This is a genomic window from Streptomyces sp. NPDC059567, assembly GCF_042735655.1.
GTDB lineage: Bacteria > Actinomycetota > Actinomycetes > Streptomycetales > Streptomycetaceae > Streptomyces.
In genome coordinates, this window is the sequence record NZ_JBHWBS010000129.1 from 1 (window position 1) to 19,238 (window position 19,238).

At 73.0% G+C, this 19,238-nt stretch carries 14 protein-coding genes; 4 read left to right on the top strand and 10 right to left on the bottom strand.

Features of this window, described 5'->3' with window-relative positions:
• Positions 1 to 233: 233 nt before the first annotated feature.
• The 8 genes from ACFVZW_RS34090 to ACFVZW_RS34125 all read right to left on the bottom strand — a co-directional run bounded on the left by ACFVZW_RS34090 (position 234) and on the right by ACFVZW_RS34125 (position 8,641).
• Complete coding sequence (locus ACFVZW_RS34090; protein ID WP_384529790.1) at positions 234 to 3,035, bottom strand: fumarate reductase/succinate dehydrogenase flavoprotein subunit; 2,802 nt, start codon at positions 3,033 to 3,035, stop codon at positions 234 to 236.
• Between the two features lie 10 nt (positions 3,036 to 3,045).
• On the bottom strand, positions 3,046 to 3,801 hold the full coding sequence (locus ACFVZW_RS34095) for an ABC transporter ATP-binding protein (RefSeq protein WP_384529793.1): 756 nt from the start codon (positions 3,799 to 3,801) through the stop codon (positions 3,046 to 3,048).
• A complete protein-coding gene (locus ACFVZW_RS34100) occupies positions 3,798 to 4,685 on the bottom strand; it encodes an ABC transporter permease (RefSeq protein ID WP_384529796.1) in 888 nt (295 codons plus the stop codon). The genes ACFVZW_RS34095 and ACFVZW_RS34100 overlap by 4 nt, the downstream gene beginning before the upstream one ends.
• The gene (locus ACFVZW_RS34105; protein ID WP_384529799.1) at positions 4,682 to 6,046 is read right to left on the bottom strand and encodes an ABC transporter substrate-binding protein; all 1,365 of its coding nucleotides are present in this window, start codon (positions 6,044 to 6,046) and stop codon (positions 4,682 to 4,684) included. Before ACFVZW_RS34105 ends, ACFVZW_RS34100 begins: the two co-directional genes overlap by 4 nt.
• A gap of 14 nt (positions 6,047 to 6,060) precedes the next feature.
• Positions 6,061 to 6,288, bottom strand: a complete 228-nt coding sequence (locus tag ACFVZW_RS34110) for a ferredoxin family protein (RefSeq protein ID WP_329123551.1) — start codon at positions 6,286 to 6,288, stop codon at positions 6,061 to 6,063.
• Positions 6,289 to 6,334: 46 nt separating this feature from the next.
• Positions 6,335 to 7,102: a GntR family transcriptional regulator gene (locus ACFVZW_RS34115; protein ID WP_384529803.1), complete on the bottom strand. Its 768-nt coding sequence runs from the start codon at positions 7,100 to 7,102 to the stop codon at positions 6,335 to 6,337.
• A 168-nt stretch (positions 7,103 to 7,270) separates the two neighbouring features.
• Positions 7,271 to 7,888 carry a dihydrofolate reductase family protein gene (locus ACFVZW_RS34120; RefSeq protein WP_384529806.1) on the bottom strand — a complete coding sequence of 206 codons (618 nt, stop codon included), beginning with the start codon at positions 7,886 to 7,888 and terminating at the stop codon, positions 7,271 to 7,273.
• A 108-nt stretch (positions 7,889 to 7,996) separates the two neighbouring features.
• A complete protein-coding gene (locus tag ACFVZW_RS34125; protein WP_384529809.1) occupies positions 7,997 to 8,641 on the bottom strand; it encodes a dihydrofolate reductase family protein in 645 nt (214 codons plus the stop codon).
• 186 nt (positions 8,642 to 8,827) lie between these two features.
• Here ACFVZW_RS34125 and ACFVZW_RS34130 point away from each other — a divergent pair, with 186 nt between their 5' ends.
• Positions 8,828 to 10,273 (top strand): glyceraldehyde-3-phosphate dehydrogenase, encoded by a 1,446-nt coding sequence (locus ACFVZW_RS34130; protein WP_384529812.1) that lies wholly within the window; start codon positions 8,828 to 8,830, stop codon positions 10,271 to 10,273.
• A gap of 170 nt (positions 10,274 to 10,443) precedes the next feature.
• Here ACFVZW_RS34130 and ACFVZW_RS34135 read toward each other — a convergent pair whose 3' ends face one another.
• Positions 10,444 to 11,136 carry a response regulator gene (locus ACFVZW_RS34135; RefSeq protein WP_384529815.1) on the bottom strand — a complete coding sequence of 231 codons (693 nt, stop codon included), beginning with the start codon at positions 11,134 to 11,136 and terminating at the stop codon, positions 10,444 to 10,446.
• A complete protein-coding gene (locus ACFVZW_RS34140; protein ID WP_384529818.1) occupies positions 11,133 to 12,227 on the bottom strand; it encodes a sensor histidine kinase in 1,095 nt (364 codons plus the stop codon). The genes ACFVZW_RS34135 and ACFVZW_RS34140 overlap by 4 nt, the downstream gene beginning before the upstream one ends.
• A gap of 516 nt (positions 12,228 to 12,743) precedes the next feature.
• Here ACFVZW_RS34140 and ACFVZW_RS34145 point away from each other — a divergent pair.
• The 3 genes from ACFVZW_RS34145 to ACFVZW_RS34155 all read left to right on the top strand — a co-directional run bounded on the left by ACFVZW_RS34145 (position 12,744) and on the right by ACFVZW_RS34155 (position 19,147).
• On the top strand, positions 12,744 to 13,433 hold the full coding sequence (locus ACFVZW_RS34145; protein ID WP_384529821.1) for an ABC transporter ATP-binding protein: 690 nt from the start codon (positions 12,744 to 12,746) through the stop codon (positions 13,431 to 13,433).
• Positions 13,430 to 15,823, top strand: a complete 2,394-nt coding sequence (locus ACFVZW_RS34150) for an ABC transporter permease (protein WP_384529823.1) — start codon at positions 13,430 to 13,432, stop codon at positions 15,821 to 15,823. Before ACFVZW_RS34145 ends, ACFVZW_RS34150 begins: the two co-directional genes overlap by 4 nt.
• Positions 15,824 to 15,982: 159 nt before the next feature.
• On the top strand, positions 15,983 to 19,147 hold the full coding sequence (locus tag ACFVZW_RS34155) for a BTAD domain-containing putative transcriptional regulator (RefSeq protein ID WP_384529826.1): 3,165 nt from the start codon (positions 15,983 to 15,985) through the stop codon (positions 19,145 to 19,147).
• Positions 19,148 to 19,238 lie beyond the last annotated feature (91 nt).

Sequence of the window (19,238 nt, forward strand, 5' to 3'; positions counted from 1 at the left end):
CCCGTAGCCCTTCGGGCACGGGAGGTGCCCCCACCGCGTTGACTCCCTCCTCCGCCTTGCGATCCGTCCCCTCGGCCCCTGCGGGCCTGGGGAGGTCCCATGCACCAGACGCCGCTCCCCGATCCGGCCTGATCGACAAGACACCCCCTAGCCCCTCAGCCCGAAGCCCGGACCCCGAACCCCTCGGCCCGGCACGCCGGCCACTCGCCGCACGTGCCGCCGCCGCGCGCGGCTCAGGAGAGCGCGCGGGCCGCATGGGCGCGGACGTCGGCGTCGGGGTCGGCGGTGACGGAGGCGAGCGCGACGCGGGCCTCGGGGTCCTCCCGGTGGGGGAGGAGGGAGAGGACGGCGGCCTTGCGGACGTCCGCGTTCGGGTCGGCCAGGGCCTTGGCCAGCGCGGGGACGGCCTGGGCGGTCCGCGCCGCCCGGAGGGCGGTCGCGGCACCCGCCCGGACCTGCCAGGCGGGTTCGGCGAGCGCCGCCGTGGCCGTCTCGGCGTACTCGGGCGGGCAGCCGGTCGTCGCCAGCGAGGCGAGGGCGGCGCCCTTCACCAAGGGGTCGGGGTCGTCGAGCAGGGGCAGCAGCGGCGCGGGCGCCGGGGCGCGTACGGCCGCCAGGCCGCGGGCCACGGCGACCCGGACCTCGCGGGCGGGGTCGGCGGCGGCCACCACCAGCTCGGGGACGGCGTCCACCGATACCAGCGCCCTCACGGCGTGGATACGGACGTCGATGTCGGTGTCGGCGAGCGCGTCGGAGTACACCGCGGCGTCGGCGAGACGCAGGGCACGCAGGACCTCCAGCGCGGCGGACCGGACGGCCGGATCGGTCACGAGGAGCGCCGCGCGCAGCCCGGCCCCCAACTCAGCTTCGGCGGGCAGCACTTCGACCAGCTCGCGCAGGGCGGCCGCGGAGGCGTGCCGGACCTGGGGCGCGGTGTCCCGCAGCCGTTCGGCGAGCGCCGGGCCGGCCCCGACCGGAACGGTCTCCGCGAGCGCCGCGACGGCGGCCGAGCGGACGGCGGGGTCGTCGTCGGTGAGGTAGGGGCGGAGCACGCCCAGATCGGGCGACTCCTCGGCGAGGGCGAGCAGCCTCAGCAGGGCGTGACTCGGCCCGCCGGCCGGGTCCGCGACAGCCCGGTCGGCGGCGCCGGCCGGGTCCTCGGCCCGATCCGGGTCCGCGGTCCCGACTCCGGTCGCGGTCCCGGTTGCCCGCCGCGCCGCCGGAGCCGCGTCCCGGCGGCCCGCCGTCGCCGTCGGCACCAGCCGCACCTCGCCCAGCCACCGCTCCGGCCCCTGCTCCGGCGTGAACTCCGGGACCGGGACGACATAGGGCTCGACCGGTCGGGCCGTGAACTCCATCGCGCCGGACGCCGACTTGCGCAGGTCGAGGTGGTGCAACCAGCCCGTGTCGTCCCGCTCCGGGTGGTCGAGGCGCTCGTGGTACAGCCCCCAGCGGGACTCGGTGCGGGCCAGCGAGGCACGTGCCGCCATCTCCGCGCAGTCACGGATGAACGACACCTCGGCGCACCGCATCAACTCGTGCGCGGTACGCGCCCCCATGCCCGCGATCTCCGTCGACATCCGGTCGAACGCCTCCACCGCCAGGGACAGCTTCGCCCCGGTCTTCGGCGGCGCCACGTAGTCGTTCACGAACCGTCGCAGCTTGTACTCCACCTGCGGCTGCGGCGGCCCGTCGGGGTTGAGCAGCGGCCGGTAGGCGAGTTCATGGGCGGCGGCCAGCTGATCCTGCGGCAACTCGCCCTCGTACGCCCGGTACCGGGCCGCGTCCTCGCCCGCCAGGTCTCCGTAGACGAAGGCCCCGATCATGTAGTTGTGCGGTACGCAGGCCAGGTCTCCGGCCGCGTACAGCCGGGGCACGGTGGTGCGGGCGTGGGCGTCCACCCGTACTCCCGAGGCGGAGTGTCCGCCGCACAGACCGATCTCCGAGATGTGCATCTCGATGTCGTGCGTGCGGTAGTCGTGCCCCCGGCCCTCGTGGAAGGTCCCGCGGGTGGGGCGCTCCGTCGTGTGCAGGATCGACTCGACGGCGCCGATGGTCTCCTCGGGCAGATGGCTGAGCTTGAGGTACACCGGGCCCCGGTCGGAGGCGAGTTCGGCCGCGAACTCGGCCATCATCTGCCCCGACCAGTAGTCCGACTCCACGAACCGCTCGCCGTGCCGGTTCACCTGGTACCCGCCGAACGGGTTCGCCACGTACGCGCAGGCGGGGCCGTTGTAGTCCTTGATCAGCGGATTGACCTGGAAGCACTCGATACCGGTCAGCGCCGCCCCCGCGTGGTACGCCATGGCGTATCCGTCACCGGCGTTGGTCGGATTCTCGTACGTCCCGTACAGATAGCCGGAGGCGGGCAGGCCGAGCCGGCCGCACGCGCCCGTGGCGAGGATCACCGCGCCGGCCCTGACGATGACGAACTCGCCGGTACGGGTGTTGAATCCGGCCGCGCCGACGGCCCGTCCGTCGTCCGGGTGGGTGAGCACCCGCACCGGCATGACCCGGTTCTCGATGCGGATCCGCTCCCGCATCTCCCGGCGCCGCAGCTGCCGGTAGAGGACCTTCTTGACGTCCTTGCCCTCCGGCATCGGCAGCACGTACGAACCGGACCGGTGCACCTGCCGGACCGCGTACTCGCCGTGCTCGTCCTTCTCGAACTTCACCCCGTACGACTCCAGTCGCTGGACCATCGCGAAGCCGCGGGTCGCGGTCTGCCGGACGGTCGACTGGTCGACGATGCCGTCGTTGGCGCGGGTGATCTCGGCGACGTAGTCGTCGGGTTCGGCCCGGCCCGGTACGACGGCGTTGTTGACGCCGTCCATCCCCATGGCGAGGGCGCCGGAGTGCCGGACGTGTGCCTTCTCCAGGAGCAGCACGTTCGCGCCGAGCCCGGCGGCCGTCAGCGCGGCCATGGTGCCGGCGGTGCCGCCGCCGATGACGAGGACGTCGCAGGACAGTTCGGTCGCGTCGGCGAGGGAGGGGATGGCCAAGGGGGCGGCGGCCGGGGCCGGTGGGGTGTCCACGGAGTGCCTTTCAGAGGGATGCGAGGATGCGCCGGCGCAGCTCGGCGGTGGCGGGCGCCCGGCGCGCGTCGCGCTGCCGCGGGTGCGGGACGTCGAGCACCCGGCCGGAGGGAAGGAGCGCGACGCGGTCTCCGAGATGGAGGGCCTCGTCCACGTCGTGGGTGACGAAGACGACGGTCGCCCCCGTGCCGCGCAGGATGTCCACGAGGAGGTCCTGCATCTCGGCGCGGGTGTGCGCGTCGAGCGCGCCGAAGGGCTCGTCCATCAGCACCGCACGGGGCCGGCCGGCCAGGGCACGGGCCAGCTGAACGCGCTGGCGCTGTCCGCCGGACAGCTGGTGCGGCAGCTTGTGGGCGTGCTCGGCGAGGCCGACCCGCTCCAGCCACTCGGCGGCGGACCGCCGCCGTTCGGGACGAGGGACCCGGCGGATCGCCAACGGCAGTTCCACATTGGCGCGGACGGTCCGCCAGGGCAGCAGGGCGTCGTGCTGGAAGACCAGAGCCCGGTCCGCGCCGGGCCCGCCGATCGGCTCCCCGTCCTGGGTCACCCGTCCGTCGAGCGTGGGAAGCAGCCCGGCGAGGGTGCGCAGCAGCGTGGACTTCCCGCAGCCGGACGGGCCGACCACGGCCAGCAGTTCTCCCGGCGCGATCCGCAGCTCGGCGGCGGTGAGCACCGTCGTACCGTCCGCGTGACCGAGGCGTACGTCGTCCAGGGCGAGCTCCGCGCCGGTCGGCGCGGGTGCGAGTGGCGGGGACGCGCTGCTCATGAGACCGACTCCTTCTCCAGGGCGGAGGCAGGGGCAGAGGCAGGGGCGGGTGCCAGGGGAGCAGGAGTCGCTGCCCGGCGGCGGAGCACCGCACGCGGGACGCGGACAGCCGGTCGGGCGGCGGGCCTGGGCAGCCAGGAGGTGACGCGGCGGCCCAGGAGCTCCACCGCGGTGGAGGTGAGCCAGCCCAGGGCGCCGATGGTGGCCATGCCGACGAAGACGCCCGGGTAGTCGACGACCGTGTACTCCTGCCAGGTGCGGTAGCCCACCCCGTACTCACCCGAGATCATCTCCGCGGAGATCACACAGATCCACGAGACGCCGATGCCCACGGACAGACCGCCGAAGATGCCCGGCAGGGCGCCCGGCAGCACCACCGAGAACAGCACCCGCAGCCGGCCGCCGCCCATGGTGAGCACGGCCTCCTCCCACACCGGGGAGAGTGCGCGCACCGCATGCCGGGTCGACACGAGGACGGGGAAGAAGGCGGCGGTGAAGGTGATGAAGACGATGCCCTGCTCGTTGGTGGGCAGCAGCAGGATCGCGACCGGGACGAGGGCGATGGCCGGCACCGGCCGTACGACCTCGAGGAGCGGGCCCAGCAGGTCGGCTGCCCACCGGGAGCGGGCGACGGCGGTGCCCACCGCCACTCCGAGTACCGCGGCCAGCAGGAAGCCGACCACGATCCGGCGCACGCTGTGTCCCAGGTCCTGCCAGTACGGACCGGTGCCGACCCGGTCGGCGAAGGCGGAGGCCACCTCGCCGACGGTCGGGAACTGCTCGAACCGCAGCCACAGGTTGACGTCCAGGGAGGTCAGCAGCTGCCACAGCCCGAGGGCCGCCCCGAGCGAGACCACGCGGAGCAGCCAGCGCCCCGCGCTCATGACGCCAGGCCGACGGCGGCCGCGTAGTCGACGATCCGGGACCCGGCATGCGCGGCGACGTACGCCTTCGCGCCGGACGGGGTGACGAAGGCGCGCAGCTCGGCGCCGTCGACGACCCACACCGCCTTGTCGGCGAACCACAGCGTGCCCGTCACCGCGTCCGGGACGTACGCGGCGCGCACATCGGCGCCCTTGGCGGCCTTCAGCAGCTCCTTCGGGCTGGTGAACGTACGGGTGGTGCTCTGGCCCTTCAGCCACAGCTCCGGCTTCGCGGCGGTCGCCTTCGGGTACGCGGGGGCCTGCGCGGCCCGCTTCAGCGGCGCGGGGTCGACGAAGGCGTCCACGTCGACGTCGCCCACCAGCTTGGCCGCCTTCAGCAGCGGTACGTCCTCCTTCAGCGCGGCGATCAGCTCCGGGCGGAGCTCCGGGTCGAAGGTGGCGATGCCGTGGGCGCCGTTGTAGAGGTAGACCACCTCGGCCGGCAGCCCGGTCTCCTTGGCGACCGACTCGGCCGCCGCGACCGGATGGGTGCGGAGGTGATCGGTGGCCCGCCGCTGCGCCGTGAGGAAGTCGTCGAGGATCCCCGCCCGCTCCTTGGCGAACTTCTCCCGGACGGTGACCCCGTGGAAGGTCGGCAGGTTCAGCTCGGCACCGTCGTACAGCGCCGTGGCACGGCCCTCGTAGGCCAGCAGTCCGGGCCAGGCGACGAACTGGGAGAGTGCGTCGGCGCTGCCGGCGGTCAGGGCGGACGCGCCGACGCTGGGCTGCTGGTTGAGCTTCCGGATGTCCTTGTCCGGGTCGAGGCCGGCGCGCTGGAGGGCCCGCACGAGGGTGCCGTCCGCGGCCGAGCCGACGCTGGTGGACACCTTCTTCCCGCGCAGGTCGGCCAGCGAGCTCACATTCGAACCGGGGGCGGTGACCACGGTGTTGAGGCCGCCGCGCAGGTTGTAGCCGGTGACCGCGACGAGCCGGGTGGGCTGCTTGAGCTGCTTGCCGCGCGCCGCGTTGATGAGCAGCGGGAAGTCGCCCATGGAGCCGATGTCGATCTTCCCGGCGGTCATCTGGGCGGTGATCGGGGCGCCGGTCGCGTAGTCCTGCCACGCGACCTTGTAGGTGACGCCGTCCTTCTTCCCGCGGGCGGCGAGCTCCTCCTCGAAGTAGCCGAGGGAGCGCAGCAGCGTGCCGGCCGTGACGGTGTTGATGGTCTTCGACTGGTATCCGACGGTCACCGTGACCGTCCGCGCGCCGGCCGGGTCGTCGGCGCCCGCGGCGCCGCCACAGGCGGTGGCCAGCGGGAGCAGCAGGGCGAGGGAGAGGAGCGGGACGAGCGGGCGACGCGACGGGATCTTCTTGCCGGGCATGGGAATCGGGCCTTTCACCGGAGCAGATAGGGCATGTTGACGGTGACCGCGTCGGTGGGGCAGCGGGCCGCGCACGGGCCGCAGTACCAGCACTCGTCCACGTGCATGTACGCCTTGCCGTTGTCCTCGCGGATCGCGAGCGAGTCGAGCGGACACATGTCGACGCAGAGGGTGCAGCCGTCGATGCACTTGGACTCGTCGATGGTCACGGGCACGTCGGCGCGCTGCGGCACGAGAGGCATGGCTGTCTCCGGGAAGGGGCGGAAGGGGGAAGAGGTGGGGCGGGTCTCAGAGGGAGCGGCGCAGGACGCCGCTCATGGTGATGCGGTCGCCGCGGAACCGGATGAACTCCAGGTCCACCGGTCGTCCGTCGGGCAGACAGGTCAGCCGTTCCAGCATCAGTACGGCGGCCCCGCGCGGGGCCTGGAGGACGGCGGCGGAGTGCGCGTCGGCGTTGACCGCTTCGAGGGTGATCTCGGCGTGTCCCAGTGGGCCGCCGGTCAGCGTTTCGAGGAGCCGGAAGACGTCCGTGTTCTCCAGGTCGCAGCCGAGGAGTTCACCGCCGATGTCCATGGGCAGATAGGACAGGTCGAGGGAGAGCGGCAGCCCGTTCAGGCGACGCAGCCGCTCGATGCAGAGCACGTCGGTGTGCTCGGGCAGACCCAGGCGGTGGGCCACCGGTCCGGAGGCGGCGACCGGCCCGACCGTACGTACCTCGTTGGTGACCCGGCCGTGCTCGTGCAGCGTCTCCGCCAGCCCTTGGAGCCGGTCCAGGCCGTGGGGGTACTTCTCGCACACCACGACGGTGCCGACCCCCGGCTGCCGGTCGACGAGCTGCTCGCCGCGCAGCAGGTCCAGGGCCTGCCGGACGGTGTTGCGGCTGGCCCGGTAGTCGGCGGCGATGGCGTCCTCCAGGGGGAGGACGCCGCCGGGGAAGCCGCCCGTCAGGATCTGGTGGCGCAGCAGGTCGGCGAGCTGCCGGGCCCGGTCCGCGCGCAGCCGCCGACGGCGCGCGGCGGCGACCGGGAGGGAGGCGGGGGTGGGTTCGGCTGACATGTCTGGGAACGTACCGGCGCGGTGGTCCGGATGGTGTTGCCACAGTATTGCGCCACCTGACGCTCCGAAGGCACCGCCGTGACCTGCGGTTTTCCGGGCGGAGCGACAAGATCCGCCACCCATCTGTTCACCAGGTGGACACGCCGGCCGGCCGTCCCGTCCCGCCGCCTACCGGTCGGAGTGGGGCAGGTGCGTCTTGGCCTCGTCGTAGCCGCCCTCACCGGCCTCGTCGGCGGGGGCGTACAGCAGGTTGAGGACGCCCGTGGCGAAGGTCTCGGAGGAGAGCAGCTTCAGCGGCGTCGGCGTCTCGCCCTCGTCGAAGAGCCGCATCCCCTTGCGTACGGCGATCGGGTGCACGAGCAGGTTCAGCTCGTCCAGCAGTCCGGCGGTGAGGAGCTGTCGTACGAGGGACACTGAGCCGCTGATCGCGATCCGACTGCCGTCCGGCTCGTTCTTCAGCGCCCTGACCGCGTCGAGGAGATCGCCCTGGTGCTGCTCGGAGTTCCGCCAGGTGAAGGTGAGCGGCCGGCGCGAGACGACGATCTTCCGGGCGTCGCCGATGACCTTGGCGAAGGGGGCGTCCTCACCGCCCGCCGCCTCACGCTCGGGCCACGCCCCGGCGAAGCTCTCGTACGTCCGACGCCCCAGGAGGAGCGTGTCGGCGCGGCCGATGACGGCGTCGACGGCGAGGCCCATCGCGTCGTCGAAGTACGGGAAGTGCCAGATGTGCGGATCCTCGACGACTCCGTCGAGCGAGATGAACAGCTGGGAGACGATCTTCCTCATGTGACGCTCCATGGGGGTGTCCGGCGATGGCTGCCTTCCGACGGTAGACGCCACGAGATGCCGGAACTCATCGGTGGCGCGGGGCGCGCCGGGCCGTGTCGCTTCCGCTCACTTCCGCCAGAAGAGGTGGTGCGCCACTCCGCTCGGGCTGGGCACGACCTCCAGGTGGTAGCGGTCGAGCAGCTCGTCGGGTGACTCCCAGAGCCGTACGCCGGAGCCCAGCTCCACCGGCGAGACCGCCACGTGCAGGGTGTCGACGAGGTCGGCGTCCAGGAACTCCCGGATGGTGGTCGCCCCGCCGCCGAGGCGGACGTCCTTGCCCTCCGCCGCGTCCTTCGCCTGGGCGAGGACCGTGGCGGGGGAGCCGTCGACGAAGTGGAACGTGGTGTCGGAGAGCGTGAACGACGGGCGTTCGTGGTGGGTCATGACGAAGACCGGGGTGTGGAAGGGGGGCACGTCGCCCCACCAGCCGCGCCACTCGTGGTCCTGCCAGGGGCCGCGCTGGGGTCCGAACTTGTTCCGGCCCATGATCTCGGCGCCGATGTTGCGTGCGAAGTCCCGGGTGAAGTAGTCGTCGAGGCCGCGGGTCCCCCCGGGATCGGTACGGTTCGGCCAGCTCGCCGTGGCGCCGGCCCAGGCGAACATGCTCCCCGGATCGGCATGGCCGAACGGTCTCTCGAGAGTCTGGCCCTCACCCGCGCCGAACCCGTCACGCGAGACAACGAAGTTCTGGACCCTCAGCAGCTGCTCCATGCGCTTCCTCCTGCGTCGTCGACAACGATGAGGATAGGGCCCCGGTGGATACGGTGACGTAACCGAGCGAAAGGGACTTTCTCCCCCGTCCTGAGCTCCTTCTTGGGTCTCCCTTAGGTCCCCCTTGAACGATCAAAGGAGGGCCGGGTTAGCATATGAGCGCCGCCTAGCTCGAAAGATAAACCTGTGACTGTCAATGACGACTCGTTCACCAACTGGAAGATCCGCGAGGAGATCGCGGAGTCGATGATCCCGATCATCGGGAAGCTGCACCGGGAGCGGGACGTCACCGTCCTTCTCCACAGCCGCTCCCTGGTGAACAAGTCGGTGGTCAGCATCCTGAAGACCCACCGGTTCGCCCGGCAGATCGACGGTGAGGAGCTGTCGGTCACCGAGACGCTGCCGTTCCTGCAGGCGCTCACCGCGCTGGATCTCGGTCCTTCCCAGATCGACATCGGCATGCTCGCCGCGGACTACAAGACGGACGACCGCGGTCTCTCGGTCGAGCAGTTCACCGCCGAGGCCGTAGCCGGTGCCACGGGCGCCAACAAGATCGAGTGCCGCGACGGGCGCGACGTCGTCCTCTACGGCTTCGGTCGCATCGGCCGCCTCGTCGCCCGCCTGCTCATCGAGAAGGCCGGCTCCGGCAACGGTCTGCGCCTGCGCGCGATCGTCGTCCGCGGGGGAGGCGACCAGGACCTGGTCAAGCGCGCCTCGCTGCTGCGCCGCGACTCCATCCACGGCCAGTTCCAGGGCACCATCACCGTGGACGAGGCGAACAGCACGATCGTCGCCAACGGCAACGCGATCAAGGTGATCTACGCCAACGACCCCTCCGAGGTCGACTACACGGCGTACGGCATCAAGGACGCCATCCTCATCGACAACACGGGCAAGTGGCGCGACCGCGAGGGGCTCTCGAAGCACCTGCGTCCCGGCATCGACAAGGTCGTCCTGACCGCCCCGGGCAAGGGCGACGTCCCGAACATCGTGCACGGCGTCAACCACGACACGGTGAAGCCGGACGAGCGCATCCTCTCCTGCGCCTCCTGCACCACCAACGCGATCGTCCCGCCGCTGAAGGCCATGGACGACGAGTACGGCGTCCTGCGCGGTCACGTGGAGACCGTCCACTCGTTCACCAACGACCAGAACCTGCTGGACAACTACCACAAGGCCGACCGTCGTGGCCGCTCCGCGCCGCTGAACATGGTCATCACCGAGACCGGTGCCGCCTCCGCCGTGGCCAAGGCCCTGCCGGACCTCAAGGCGCCGATCACCGGCAGCTCGATCCGCGTCCCCGTCCCGGACGTCTCGATCGCCATCCTGAGCCTGCGCCTGGGCCGCGAGACCACCCGCGAAGAGGTCCTCGACTACCTCCGTGACGTCTCGCTGCACTCGCCGCTGAAGCGCCAGATCGACTTCACCACCGCCCCCGACGCCGTCTCCATGGACTTCGTCGGCTCGCGTCACGCCTCGATCGTCGACGCCGGTGCCACCAAGGTCGACGGCGACAACGCGATCCTCTACCTCTGGTACGACAACGAGTTCGGCTACTCGTGCCAGGTCATCCGTGTCGTCCAGCACGTGTCCGGCGTCGAGTACCCGACGTACCCGGTGCCCGTGGTCTGACCTCGGCGGTCCGGCACGTCCGGGTCCCGGTGAACGGGGCGGCGGTGGAGCGGTGCGGCAGAGCCCGAAGGGGCTCGCGCACCCTCCCACCGCCGCCCCGTCGGCCACACCTGCGCGTCCTGGGCACGCTGGCCTCCCGCCGCTGACATCTCGTCCGAGGACGGCGGGGGTCAGAACCCCCGGCGCGGGTCGCCGTCGGAGCCCGGTGTGACGAGGCCCGTCTCGTAGGCGGCGATCACCGCCTGCGCGCGGTCGCGGAGCCGGAGCTTGGAGAGGATGCGGGCGACATGCGTCTTGACCGTGGCTTCGCTCAACCGGAAGCGGGCCGCCAGTTCTGCGTTGCTGTCGCCCCTCGCCAGCGCCTCGAACACCTCCAGCTCCCGCGGTGTGAGCGCGGACAGATCCCGGTGCAGGGACGCCGTGCGCTCCCGCGACACGGCGAAACGCTCGACCAGGCGGCGCGTGATGGCCGGGGCCAGCAGCGCGTCCCCGGAACGGACCAGACGGACCGCGGCCGCCAGGTGCTCGGGGGTGACGTCCTTCAGCAGGAAGCCGCTCGCGCCCGCGCTCAGGGCGGCGTACACGTACTGGTCGAGGTCGTACGTGGTCAGGATGACGACGCGGGGCGGCGACGTCCCCTCGTCCCGGAGGATGCGGCGCGTGGCCTCCAGACCGTCGGTGCCCGGCATCCGGATGTCCATCAGGACCACATCGGGCCGCGTACGGCGGACCACCGCGACCGCCTCGTCCCCGTCGGCGGCCTCCCCGACCACCTCGATGCCGTCGGCGGCCAGGATCATCCGGAAGCCGGTCCGCACCAGGGCCTGGTCGTCGACGATCACCACTCGGGGTGCCTCGGTCACGGCGCCTCCACCGGAATCACGGCTCGGACCCCGTAGCCCCCGCCTGGTCTCCTGCCCGCGTGCAGCGTACCGCCGTAGACCGACAGGCGTTCGCGCAGACCCAGGAGCCCACGGCCGCCGCCGGGGCCGGCCGGAGGGCGCGCCGTACCGCCGGTGTCGGCCACCTCCACCCGTATCTCGCCCGGTGCGTACTCGACGGTGACCGACACGCTCGCCCCCGAGGCGTGCTTCACCGCGTTCGTCAGCGCCTCCTGCACCACCCGGTACGCGGCCAGTTCGACGCCGGCCGGCAGCTCGGTCGCCGGGGCGCCGCGCACCGTCAACTCCACCGGCATTCCGGTGTCCCGCACCCGGCCGGCCAGCTCCTCCAGCCGGTCGAGTCCCGGCTGCGGGGCCAGGTCCACGGTCGCGGCGGGATCGGGGCCGTCGGCGGCCATCGTGAGCAGACCCATCACATGGCGCAGCTCCGACATCGCCGTGCGGCCTGCCGCCTCCACCGCCAGCATCGCCTCCCTGGCCTGGTCGGGCGACGTGTCCAGCACCTTGCGTGCGGCGCCCGCCTGAATCGTCATCATGCTCACGTTGTGGGTGACGACATCGTGCAACTCGCGGGCGATCCGGGCGCGTTCCTGCTCCACGGCCCGGCGCAGCGCGGCCTGTTGCTCCTCCCGCAGCGCCTGCGCCCGCTGCCGCCAGGTGTGGATGCCGTGCGCGGCCACAGCGACCGGGAGCAGGACGAGGACCGGGACCAGACCCCCGTCCACCTCGGGGACCAGGGGTGTCGCCCCGTACAGCACCACACCCGCGAGCAGCGAGGCCGCCGTGGCCATGCGGTGCGGGCTGTACACCGCCGCGCTGTACGCCGCGATCAGACCGGACGCGAAGGTGACCGTGATCGCGTCCTGGGCGACATCACCCTGGTACAGCAGCGCCGTCGCCCCCACCACCGCCCAGTACGCGGTCAGCGGGAAGCGGCGGCGCAGCAGCAGCGGCAGCGCGGTCAGCACCGCCGCCGTCAACTCCCAGAGTTCCACCGGCGGCAGCGTGTGCTCCACGGTCGGTACGACGCGTTCGGCCCCGGGCGTCGGCACCTGCGGCACTGGCGGAACCGGCGGGACTGGCGGCACTGGCGGAACCGGCACGACGTGTTCGGCCCCGGGCGTCGGTATCGGTGGCACTGGTGGTACCGGCGGCGCTGGCGGCACCGGCGGAGCCGGTGGCTGGTCGGGCTCCCCATGGGCCAGCTCCACATACGAACGGTTCAGATCGCCCACCACGGTCCACACCGCGACGGCCAGTGCGAGTACCGCATCGGCCACCCAGGACCGGAGCGACAACGGCGGCGGCACGCCGACGGACCACAGTGCGCGCAACCGGCTGACGACCGACTCCTCTTCCCTGTTCACCGGGTCAGTGTGCCAAGCGGCGGGTGGGGCCGAATCAACCGTGAGACGCAGCCCCGTGCTCCCCGGGCGTACATCGCGGGGATGACACGGCCACGACGTCCACCGAGCACGGTACGGATCTTCCGCACCGCGGCCGACGTGCGCCCGACCCCCTCCCTCCTAGCGTCGATGCCGCCCGACCGACCCAGCCGTGGAGGACCTATGACCGACCCTCTCATCGACGTACGCGAGGTGCGCAAGGCGTACGACGAGGGCCCACCCGCACTGGACGGGCTGACGCTCCAGGTGCGTCCCGGCGAGGCGCTCGCCGTGCTCGGCCCCTCCGGCAGCGGCAAGTCGACGCTGCTCAACATGATCGCCGGCCTCGACCGTCCCACCACGGGCAGTGTCAGCGTCGACGGGCTGCGCGTCGACGCCCTGAACGAGACGGCCTCGGCGAAGTACCGGCGCTCGCGCGTCGGGATGGTCTTCCAGTTCTTCAACCTCCTCGACGACCTCACCGTGACCGACAACGTGCTGCTGCCCGCCCAACTGTCCGGCACGGCGCCCGCCGAGGCGGCGGCGCGCGCCGCCGAACTCCTCGCACAGCTCGGCATCGACCGGCACGCCCACGCCTATCCCGGCCGGCTGTCCGGCGGCGAGCGCCAGCGCGTCGCGGTCGCCCGGGCCCTGATGAACCGCCCGCCACTGCTGCTCGCCGACGAGCCCACCGGCGCGCTGGACACCGCCTCCGGCGCGGACGTGCGCGACCTGCTCCGCGAACTCAACGCCGCCGGGCAGACCATCGTCCTCGTCACCCACGACCTGGCGCTCGCCGAGTCCTGCGCGACACGGACGATCGAGCTGGTCGACGGCCGGATCGCCCGCGACGTCCGGGCGGTGGCCCGATGAGCCGCCCCGTGGCACGGCGCGGTGCCCTGGGCCGGGTGGTCAGGGGCGGGATCGGGCGGCGCCGCGTGCAGACCGCGGTGATGGCGCTGACGACGCTGCTGTCGGTGGCGGCCGCGGTCCTCGCGGTGGGGCTGCTCGTGGCCTCCCAAGGGCCCTTCGACCGGGCGTTCGCCCAGCAGCGAGGGGCCCACCTGACCGTGCAGTTCGACGGCTCCGCGATCACCGGTGGACGGCTCGCGGCGACCGCTGACGCCACCGGGGTGGACGCGGCCGCGGGCCCGTTCACCGTCGCCTCCGTACGGCTGTACGACACCACCCAGGGCGCCCCGCCGGGCTTCGAGCCGCCGGCCCTGACGGTGGTGGGGCGTGGCTCGCCCGATGCCCCCGTGGACCGCCTGGAGCTGGTTGAGGGGCGCTGGGCGGGTGCCGCCGGGGAGATCGTGATGGAGCGGGGCGCGGCGGAGGGCGGCACCGGGCTCGGGACCCGCTTCCGGGCCGGTGGCACCGAACTGACGGTGGTCGGGATCGCCGAGTCGGCGGGGGAGAGCGCCGACGCCTGGGTCGTACCCGCGCAGCTGCCCGGGCTGACCGGCACACCGTCCGGCTCGCGGCCGGGTCCACCGCCCGGACTGCAGATGCTCTACCGGCTCACCGACTCCGCGACCCGCGCCGACATCGAGGCCGGCCGGGCGGCGATCGCCGCCGCCGTGCCGCCGCGGGCGATCGCGGGCACGCAGTCGTACCTCGACGTCCGCCAGACAGCCCAGGCGAACACGGCCGCCTTCGTCCCCTTCATCACCGCCTTCGCCCTGCTCGGCCTCGCCATGTCCGTCCTGGTGATCGGCATCGTCGTCAGCGGCGCCGTGGGCGCCGCGACCCGGCGGATCGGGATCCTGAAGTCCCTCGGCTTCACACCGCTCCAGGTGGGCCGGGCGTACGTCGGCCAGGCGCTGATCCCGGCCTCGGTGGGGGCCGTGCTGGGCGCGGCCCTGGGCAACGTGATCGCCGTGCCGCTGATGGCCGAGGTGGCGGAGACGTACGGGACGGCGGCGGTGCTCATTCCCCTGTGGGTGGACCTCGTGGTGCCGGCGGGTGCCCTGGTGGTGGTCGCCGCGACAGCGTTCGGCCCGGCGCTGCGTGCGGCGCGGCTGCCCACCGTGCTGGTGCTCGGCGCAGGCCGGACCGGCGGCGGTCGGCGGGGGCGGCGCGTACGCCGCCTGCTGGGCCGTCTGCGGCTGCCACGACCGGTCGTGATGGGGCTCGGGAGTCCGTTCGCCCGGCCGGCGCGGTCCGCGACGACGGCCGCCGCGGTCGCCTTCGGGGCCCTGGCGGTGACGTTCGCGGTGGGCCTGGGCAGCACGCTGGTCGCGGTCAAGACGGGCGGCGACCCGGACCGCGGCGGCACCGTCACGGTCCACACGGTGGCCCGTCCGGCGCCCGGTGTCACAGGACCCCCGGAGCCGGCCGACCCGGCGAAGGTCGCCGCGGCGATCGAGGCGCGCCCGGACACCGCGTCCTTCCACCGGACCGCCAAGTCACAGCTGGGCGTGGCCGGTCTCAAGGGCGGCGTGCCCCTCGTCGCGTACGACGGCGACACCGCCGGCGCGGGTGCGGGCGCGACGATGGTGTCGGGGCGCTGGTTCAGCGGCCCCGGCGAGGCGGTCGCGGCCGCGCGCTTGCTGCAGGCCGTGGGGGTGCGGGTGGGGGAGACGCTCGCCGTGTCGGACCGGGGGCGCACCGTCCGGCTGCGGATCGTCGGCGAGGTCTTCGACCTCGGCGACAAGGGGATGGCCCTGCGCACCCACGCCTCGTCGGTCGCCGCGCTGGGGACGCGCTTCATGCCGGCCGACTTCAGCGTCGAGCTCACGGCCGGTACGGACCCTGCCCGTTACGCCGAGGAGCTGAACGCCGCCCTGACGCCGCTCGGCGCGTGGGCGGCGGTCACGGAGGCCGGCAAGTCCAGCGTGATCCTGGCGATGCAGGCACTGATCGCGATGCTCACGCTCATGCTGGTCGCCGTGGCCTGCCTGGGCGTGCTCAACACGGTGGTGCTCGACACCCGTGACCGGGTCCGGGACCTGGGCGTGTTCAAGGCCCTGGGAATGACCCCCCGTCAGACGGTCGTCCAGGTCCTCACCTCGGTGGGCGCGATCGGCCTGGTGGCGGGGGCGGTCGGGGTCCCGCTCGGCGTGGTGCTGCACCGCACGGTGATGCCGGCGATGGGGCGCGCGGTCGGCACCACGATCCCCGGCGCCCACATCGACGTGTACGGCACGCCGCTGCTCGCCACCCTCGCCCTGGCGGGAGTCGCGATCGCCGTCACGGGCGCGCTGGCCCCGGCGCTATGGGCGGCGCGGACACCGACGGCCCGGGCGCTGCGGACGGAGTGACAAAGGAGCGGTCCTCCCCGAGCTTGATCGCTAGGATGGCGCCGGTCGCCGAGGGCGTGATCTCGCCGTATGACAACGCCGGTCGCGCACCGGCGAGTCGGTGGTGATTCGCCCTCGGCGAGGGTGGAAGCGGTCTGGAGCCCTGGGGAGGCTGACGCTGTGAGGATCGTCCTGTTGGGGCCGGTCGGAGCCGGTACGGACGACGCGATGCCGATCGACGTCGGAGGGGTCCGGCTGCGGATGCTGCTGGCCCGGCTCGCGCTCGAAGGCGGCCGGCCGGTGTCCGTCGACGCGCTCGTCGACGGACTGTGGGGCACCGACTCCCCGGCCGAGGCGGGCAACGCCCTCCAGGCCCTGGCCTCCCGGCTGCGCAAGGCCCTGCGGGGGGCCGCCACCCTGGAGTCCGTGGCCGGGGGGTACCGCCTGTCGGTGCGCGACGAGGACGTGGACGCCCAGCGGTTCGAGGAACTGGCCGCGCGGGGCAAGCGTGAGCTGGCCGCCGGCCGCCTCGACGAAGCGGCGTCGGTGCTCGCCGAGGCGCTCGCGCTGTGGCGCGGCCCGGCCCTCGCGGACGTGCTGGACGCCCCGTTCGCCCGCGCCGCCGCCACGCGCCTCGACGACCTGCGCGCCGCCGCCGCGGAGGACCGTTTCGACGCGGAGCTACGACTCGGCCGCTACGCCGAAGTCCTCGCCGACCTCGAATCAGCAGGTGCCGAACGCCCGTTGAGCGAACGTGTCGCCGGTCTGCGGATGCGGGCGCTGTCCGCCGCGGGACGCCAGTCCGACGCCCTCGCCGTGTACGAGCGGATGCGCGGCCGACTCGGCGACGAACTGGGCGTCGACCCCTCGGTCGAGCTCCAGGAGATCCATCTGGCGCTGCTCCGAGGAGAGTTGACCGCACCGACGGCCCAAGCCGAGGCCGCGCCCAGCCGCCTCCCGGCCCGGCTCACCAGCTTCGTCGGCCGCCACCGCGAACTCGACCGGATCGCCGATCTGATGGCCGCCTCCCGCCTCGTCACCATCGTCGGCTTCGGCGGTGCGGGCAAGACCAGACTGTCGCTCGAAGCGGCGAGCCGGCACCGCGCCTGTCAACGGGGCCGCGTGTGGTTCGTGCCGCTGGCCGGCGTGGGCCCCGGGGACCGGCTCGCCGACGCGGTGCTCGGCACGCTCGGCTCCCAGGACGGGCGGCTCTACGACGCGGGGCGAGCGCAGGCGCCGGTCGACCGGCTGGCCGAACTCTTCGACGGGGGAGAGGCGGTCCTCGTCCTCGACAACTGCGAGCACCTCGTCGAGAAGGCCGCGGAACTCGCCGAGGAACTCCTCGACCGGCTGCCGCAGTTGAGGATTCTCGCCACCAGCAGGGAAGCGCTCGCCATCACCGGGGAGGCGCTGTGTCCCCTCGGCCCGCTGGAGCTTCCCACACCGTCGCGCGAGCTCGCCGAGGCCGCCGACTCGGCGGCGGTGCGCCTCTTCGTCGACCGTGCCGTCGGCGTCCGGCCGGGCTTCACGCTCGACGACCGCACGGTGGGAGCCGTGGTGGAGATCTGCCGCCGTCTCGACGGAATGCCGCTCGCGCTGGAACTGGCCGCGGCCAAACTGCGCGCGATGAGCGTGGACCAGATCGCGCACCGGCTCGACGACCGCTTCCGCCTGCTGACCTCGGGAAGCCGGACCGCGCTGCCCCGTCAGCGGACGCTGCTCGCGCTGGTCGAGTGGAGCTGGGACCTCCTCGACGAGCCCGAACGGGCCCTGGCCCGGCGGTTGTCGGTGTTCCCCGGCGGTGCCACGGTCGCCGCGCTCGAAGGGGTCTGCTCGGACGAGTCGCTGCCCGCCGACGACGTGCTGTACGTGCTCGGCTCCCTGGTCGAGAAGTCCCTGGTGACCGCCTCCGACGAGGAGGAGCCTCGCTATCGCATGCTGGAGACGGTACGCGCCTACGCGGCCGACCGGCTCGTCCAGGCCGGGGACGACGTCGCCCCGCGGTTCGCCGACCACTTCCTCGCGCTGGCCGAGGAGCTCGAACCCCTGCTCCGTACCGGCGAACAGCTGCGGGCGATCGCGGTCTTCGACGCCGAGCACGACAACATGGTCGCCGCGCTCCGGTCCATGCTCGACGCCCGGGACGCGCCGATGGCCTCCCGCTTCGTCCGGGCGATGTTCTGGTACTGGGGGATCAGAGGCATGACCACCCAGTTCGAGACCTTCCTCGGCGAGGTCATGGAGTTCGGCGACGCGCTGCCGCGCGAGGCGCGGCTGGCCTTCGGTCTCGTACGCAGCGCGGCGGGCGTCGCGGACGCCGAGGGCGCCGCCCCGCCTCCGGAGGAGGAGGCCGTCGACTCCGCGGAGGTGCTCGGCTTCCACCCGGCGCTGCCGCTGCTGCGCATGTCCCAGCTCGCCGGCGACGCCGACCGCGACCGCGGGCTCCAGCGGTCGCTGAACTCCCAGGACCCCTGGGTGCGGGCCAGTGCCTACTGGGCCCATGACTTCGTCCTGAGCGAGCAGGGGGACCGGGAGACGGGGGCCCACGCCCGGCGCGAGGCGCTGCGCGGCTTCGAGGAGGTCGGGGACCGCTGGGGGCTGGTGATGAGCCTGCTGCCCACGGGCTCGACCCACTCGCTGCGCGGCGAGCACGACCGGGCCCTCGTGGCGTTCGAGAGGGCCGTGGCGATCAGCTCCGAGCTGGGCACCGAGGAACACCTCCTGTGGACCAAGTACAGGCTCGCGATGGAGCGGATCCGGATCGGCGACCTGGACGGGGCCCTGCGGGACATCCACGCCGCGGAGCGGCAGGCCGAGGAACGCGGCCACCGGCGAGTGGAGGCCGGTCTGCTGCAGGTACGGGCCGTCGCCTACCGAGCCGCGGGCGATCTGGCCAGGGCCGACGAGGCGCTGGCCCGGATGGAGACGCTCGTGCGCTGGCTCCCCTACCCCGAGGAGACGTCCCGGGACATCATCGCGGCCGGCTGGATGGCGAACAGGCGCGCGGAGGGAGCGGTCGAAGAGGCCCGCGCGTTGCTTCCCCGGGCACTGCGCGGCTACACCGCTCGCGGCGACAGCAACGGCCTGGCCGGGATCGCACAGCAACTCGCCGCGCTGCTCTCCCTTGAGCAGGACCCCACCGGCGCGGCGACCGCTCTGGGGATGAGCCAGGCCATCCGTGGCGCTTTCGACGAGGGCGATCCGGAGCTGCGCGCACTGATCGCCGAACTCACCGAGCGCCTCGGAGAGGCCGCCTATCACGAGGCGTTCCTCGCCGGCGCCGGGATGCCGAGACAGGAAGCGCTGACCCGACTGAACGAGGAAGCGGGTCAGCCGAAGTCCTAGGGGGTGTCTTGTCGATCAGGCCGGATCGGGGAGCGGCGTCTGGTGCATGGGGCCTCCCCAGGCCCGCAGGGGCCGAGGGGACGGATCGCAA